Genomic DNA, 5,190 nt, shown 5'->3' with positions numbered 1-5,190 from the left:
CCGAAGGCGAGGACGCGTCCGATTGCGAGGCTGTGACCGCTGAGCCGGACGAAGCCCCGGCGGTTCAACGCGCGGTCATCACCCTTGGCGGAGAACTGGCGCAGCCGGAGGAAGAGGAGGACGAAGGCATAAAGCCCCTCCCCGACCGTCTCCTCACCGAATTGACCGCGCACCGCACTTTGGCGCTTCGCGACGCCGTCGCCAACAACCCGCATATCGCCATGACGGCCTTGCTGCACAAACTGGTGTCGGACAATTTCCTGCATCCGGCGGGGACTGGGTGTCTGGAGGCAAATGTTCGCCACGTCTTCTTTCCGGCGCAGACGGAGGAACTGAAGGACTGTCCTTCGGCAAAATCCATCGACGAGCGGCGCGAAAGCTGGGGCGACCATATTCCAGCCGATGATGAAGCGCTGTGGGACTGGCTGGCGGCGCTGGACGAGGGCAGCCGCATGGCGCTGCTCGCCCATTGCGTGAGCTATGGCGTCAATGCGCTTTACGAGAGGCCCAATCCCTATGGTGGCTCCGGCGTCTCCGAGCACGGCCTGAAAAGCCGCTTGCGCCAAGCCGATCGCCTGGCGCGGGCGACAGGCCTCGACATGGTGCAGGCCGGCTGGAGGCCGACGGTCGGCAATTACCTGGGACGCGTCACCAAGGCGCGGATTCTCGAAGCAGTGCGCGAAGGAGCCGGCGACAGGGCGGAGCAAATGCTCGAGCATCTCAAAAAGGGCGACATGGCCAAGGAGGCACAGCGGCTGCTGACGGATTGCAACTGGCTGCCCGAGCCGCTGCGGCTCGATAATCCCGATGCGGAGCTGCTTACCGAGAGCCCTGCCGACGTGGACCAAGGCGAAGATGCGCTGCCCGCATTCCTCGCCGACGGCGGCGATGATGACGAGGCCGTCGAAGCCGAAGACGACCAAAGTGGCTTACTCGCCGCCGAATAAAGGGCGCGGGCGGAGAGCGAAAAACTCTCCGCCTATTTTCAAGGAGCAGTCTCATGTCGCAGCAAAATTCTCCGCCTGTTCGGCGCGTGGTGTTTCAATATTTCGTGCCGGTGCATGTCGAGGTCGAAGATGGGCTTGTCGCGCGGGTGACGGTCATCGACGACACGCCGGTTCGCGATCCGACCGTCGTCGCAGGGGAAGCGCCTTATCTCGCGGAAGCGGTCGCCGCCGCCGATGACGGTCAGGCCTGGCCGTCCTGGGAGCTGGGGCTTTGAGCCCTCCTCGATTTCAAACCGATCCCCGAGCCCGGCTTCGCGCCGGGCTTTCTTTTCTCAGGAGCCTGTCATGGCCGATTATTTTACCCACTTCTCATGCCTGCTTGATGTCGGCGCGCCAGAAAACGCGGCGCGCGCTCTCGAAATCTATGAGGCGGATTGCGCCGATGGCGCCCTGGAGGCGCAGTTCAGCAATGGGTTTTTCGTTTCGATTCCCTCGCAGGACGCCGGCAGCCAGCTCTGGATTCGCGACGAGGGCGCCGGAGATCCGGAATCGGTGATCCGCTTCGTCAAAATCTGCGCCGCGGCTTTTGGCCAATCCGGGTGTTGGGGCTTCCAATATTCGAACACATGCTCGAAGCCGAGACTCGATGGCTTTGGCGGTGGAGCGCATGTGCTCGATCTCGCCGGGGGCGAAACAATCGCCTGGATCGACACCGAAAACTGGATTGCTCAGACGATCGCGGACGCGGGAGGCAAATCATGAGCATCCCCGATCACGCACACGCCAATTTCCAGACGCTGCTGCGGGCTGCGGAAAATGGCGATCTCGCATTGATGGAATGTGCCGACGCCCTGACCGGCGAGCCGCGTTACGTCATTTGCGCCGTGGGGCGCGAGGGATCCGATTTCCTCTTCACCCCCTTCGGCCATCTCGCGGACGGGAATCCTTATGAGGTTTACGTTCCTCCGTGCGAGCCCTCGTCCTGATGCATTTGGAATTTCAGCGCCCGGCGCCATGTCGGGCGTTTTTTTATGTCAGCCGTTTGAGAGGAAGAGGGTCGCCGGGAGGGGATGGGTCCGGGCGGTTTGAGAGAGAGCGCCATCCGGCCTTTTCCCTTGCCGCTCTCCAAGGGCTCTTCCCATGAACATTTTGTCCCCCGTGATCGCCGCGCCGGTCGCGTCCGGTTCCAACGCCGCCGCAATTTTCTCCGCCGGACAGGCTCTTCTTTTCTATCTCGAACGTGGCGAACGCATCGAGGCCGCTGTTCTGCGCCAAGCGATGGAAAGTGCTTTCGCCGCTTCGGATTCGTCGGGCGCCTGGGCCTGGAAAGACGCCTACGAGGCCTGCGAGGCGGCAAGTGTGCTGTTCCTGCGCAAATTTGGCCGGGCTCTGTTTCGCAAAAATCCGTTGACATCATCGCGTCTCGCCGCGTTGAGCAAAATCGCCGGGCTCTTGCCGAGCCATACGCGCCGCTCCGAACAGAGCCAGTCGCTTCAGCAATTTTCGACCCCGGTACCGCTTGGCCTTGCGGCGCTGACTGCCGCCGCCATCACGCCGACCGATGTCGTGCTTGAGCCCTCGGCCGGCACGGGCCTGCTCGCGGTGCTTGCCGAAATAGCCGGCGGCAGGCTCATCCTCAACGAATGGGCCGAGACGCGCGCCGATCTGCTTTCCGCACTTTTTCCGACCGCGCCCGTCAGTCGCTTTGACGCCGCTCAGATCGACGATCATCTCGCCGGCGCCGCCGCGCCGACCGTCGTGCTGATGAATCCGCCCTTCTCGGCCATGGCGCATGTGGAGGGGCGCGTGGCCGATGCCGCCCTGCGCCATATCGCTTCGGCGTTGAACCGTTTGGCGCCCGGCGGCCGCCTGGTGACCATCACCGGCGCCAATCTCTTTCCCTTGACGCCGGCCTGGCGCGAGGCTTTCGTGGGCTTGCAGGGACACAGCGCCATGGTCTTCACCGCCGCCATCGATGGCGCGGTCTATTCCCGGCACGGTACGAATTTCGCGACGCGGCTCACGGTCTTTGACAAGCGCCCGGCCGATAACCCCAAACTGTTCCCTGCCTCGATCGGAATTGCGCCCGACGTCGCCACCTTGCTCGGCTGGATCGAGCGGCATGTTCCTCCGCGTCTGCCGGTTTGCCCGCCTCCGGCTTCGGCGGCATTCAGCCCCCTGCCCCGCGCCACAATGGCAAGCTCCGGGCGACCGAGCGGAAAAGCCACTCTGTCCAATCGGTCGACGCTCGCCGAGCCGGAAGCGGCGGATCTTGCCTATGAAGCCGTGGACTGGACGCCGCCGGAAGGCGGGCGTCTGACCGAGGCCATCTACGAAGATTATGGATTGCAATCGATCCGCATTCCCGGCGCCCTGCCCCATCCGACCCGGCTGGTGCAGTCGGCGGCCATGGCCAGCGTCGCGCCGCCCAAACCGAGCTACAGGCCCAGACTTCCACAAAACATTGTCAACGACGGCTTATTGTCCGACGCCCAGCTCGAAACCGTCATATATGCCGGCGAAGCCCATGGCGAGTTTCTGAGCGGCGCTTGGACGGTCGACGAGACCTTCGATCTGGTCAAAGCCGCGGCGGAAGCCGCCGAGGGCGCGGTGCGCTTTCGGCGTGGTTTCATGCTCGGCGACGGCACCGGCGCCGGCAAGGGCCGCCAGTCCGCCGGCATCCTTCTCGACAATTGGCTGCGGGGCCGCCGCAAGGCGCTGTGGATCAGCAAATCGGACAAGCTGATCGAGGACGCCCAGCGCGACTGGTCGGCGCTCGGCATGGAACGCCTGCTGGTCACGCCGCTGTCGCGCTTTCCCCAAGGCAAGAAAATCGCGCTGGCGGAAGGCATCTTGTTCACGACCTATGCGACCCTGCGCTCGGACGATCGCGGCGAGAAGGTCTCGCGGGTCAAACAAATTGTCGAATGGCTTGGCGCCGATTTTGACGGCGTGATCATTTTCGATGAAAGCCACGCCATGCAAAATGCCGGCGGCGGCAAGAGTGAGCGTGGCGACGTCGCCGCCTCACAGCAGGGGCGCGCCGGACTGCGTCTCCAGCACGCTTTGGCCATCGCCCGCATCGTCTATGTTTCCGCGACCGGCGCCACCACGGTGCATAATCTCGCCTATGCCCAGCGGCTCGGCCTGTGGGGCGGCGAGGATTTTCCTTTCGCCACCCGCGCGGAATTCGTCAGCGCGATCGAGGATGGCGGCGTCGCCGCGATGGAGGTGCTCGCCCGCGATTTACGGGCGCTCGGCCTCTATACCGCGCGCTCGCTGTCCTATGACGGCGTGGAATATGAACTGCTCGAGCACAAGCTCACCGACGAGCAGCGCCGCATCTACGACGCCTATGCCGGGGCCTTCGCCATCATCCATAACAATCTCGACGCCGCGATGAAGGCCGCCAACATCACCGGCTCCGAAGGAACTTTGAACCGGCAGGCCAAATCCGCGGCGCGCTCGGCCTTTGAAAGCGCCAAGCAACGCTTTTTCGGCCATTTGCTCACCAGCATGAAGACGCCCACGCTAATCGCGTCCATCGATCGCGATCTTCAGGAGGGACATGCCGCCGTGGTGCAAATCGTCTCGACCGGCGAGGCGCTGATGGAGCGCCGCCTCGCCGAAATCCCCACGGAGGAATGGAACGACGTTCGCGTCGATATTACGCCCAGGGAATATGTCCTCGACTATCTCGCCCATTCCTTCCCGGTTCAGCTCTACGAGCCGTTCACCGACGGCGAGGGCAATCTGTCGTCGCGCCCAGTCTATCGCGACGGCCAGCCGGTCGAAAGCCGTGAGGCGGTTCGTCGACGCGACAATCTGATCGAACATTTGGCCGGGTTGCCGCCGGTTCCCGGCGCGCTCGACCAGAGCGTCCAGCGCTTTGGCGTGGATGTGGTCGCCGAAGTGACCGGCCGTTCGCGCCGCATTATCCGCAAATCGACCGCGACCGGCGACCGCCTGGTTGTCGAAAACCGCGCGTCTTCCACCAATCTTGGCGAGACCGCCGCATTCATGGACGACAAGAAGCGCATTCTGGTGTTTTCCGACGCGGGCGGAACCGGGCGCAGTTATCACGCGGAACTGTCGGCCAGGAATCAGCGGCTGCGCGTGAAGCGGCGCGCCGTCATGTCCTCGATCATGCGCTGGCGCAACGGGCTGCTGGGATTGTCGATCATCGCGAAAGCTCCTGTCTCGCATGGGGTTGAACCCCACGATCATGGGACAGGCGGCCTAT

At 63.8% G+C, this 5,190-nt stretch carries 4 protein-coding genes and 1 pseudogene; all 5 read left to right on the top strand.

What is annotated here, in order from left to right; genetic code table 11:
• Window positions 1-947, top strand: a pseudogene (locus ACLP2E_RS11510) (DNA-binding protein); the annotation flags it as partial.
• 53 nt (window positions 948-1,000) lie between these two features.
• Entirely contained in the window at window positions 1,001-1,222 is a 222-nt protein-coding gene (locus ACLP2E_RS11505) for a hypothetical protein (RefSeq protein ID WP_442461900.1), read from the top strand.
• Between the two features lie 70 nt (window positions 1,223-1,292).
• Window positions 1,293-1,709: a hypothetical protein gene (locus ACLP2E_RS11500; protein WP_442461899.1), complete on the top strand. Its 417-nt coding sequence runs from the start codon at window positions 1,293-1,295 to the stop codon at window positions 1,707-1,709.
• On the top strand, window positions 1,706-1,933 hold the full coding sequence (locus ACLP2E_RS11495; protein WP_442461898.1) for a DUF6117 family protein: 228 nt from the start codon (window positions 1,706-1,708) through the stop codon (window positions 1,931-1,933). Before ACLP2E_RS11500 ends, ACLP2E_RS11495 begins: the two co-directional genes overlap by 4 nt.
• A gap of 154 nt (window positions 1,934-2,087) precedes the next feature.
• The coding region (locus ACLP2E_RS11490) for a strawberry notch-like NTP hydrolase domain-containing protein (protein ID WP_442466003.1) at window positions 2,088-5,190 on the top strand (3,103 nt) is incomplete at its 3' end.

The sequence above is a fragment of the Rhodoblastus sp. genome (assembly GCF_052145335.1).
Taxonomy (GTDB): domain Bacteria; phylum Pseudomonadota; class Alphaproteobacteria; order Rhizobiales; family Beijerinckiaceae; genus Rhodoblastus.
This window is presented reverse-complemented; position numbering and strand designations above follow the sequence as displayed.

What these genes read in the sequence shown, in the direction of transcription:
- ACLP2E_RS11505 (WP_442461900.1), top strand. Translation starts at nt 1,001, where the DNA reads ATGTCGCAGCAAAATTCTCCGCCTGTTCGGCGCGTGGTGTTTCAATAT.
- ACLP2E_RS11500 (WP_442461899.1), top strand. Translation starts at nt 1,293, where the DNA reads ATGGCCGATTATTTTACCCACTTCTCATGCCTGCTTGATGTCGGCGCG.
- ACLP2E_RS11495 (WP_442461898.1), top strand. Translation starts at nt 1,706, where the DNA reads ATGAGCATCCCCGATCACGCACACGCCAATTTCCAGACGCTGCTGCGG.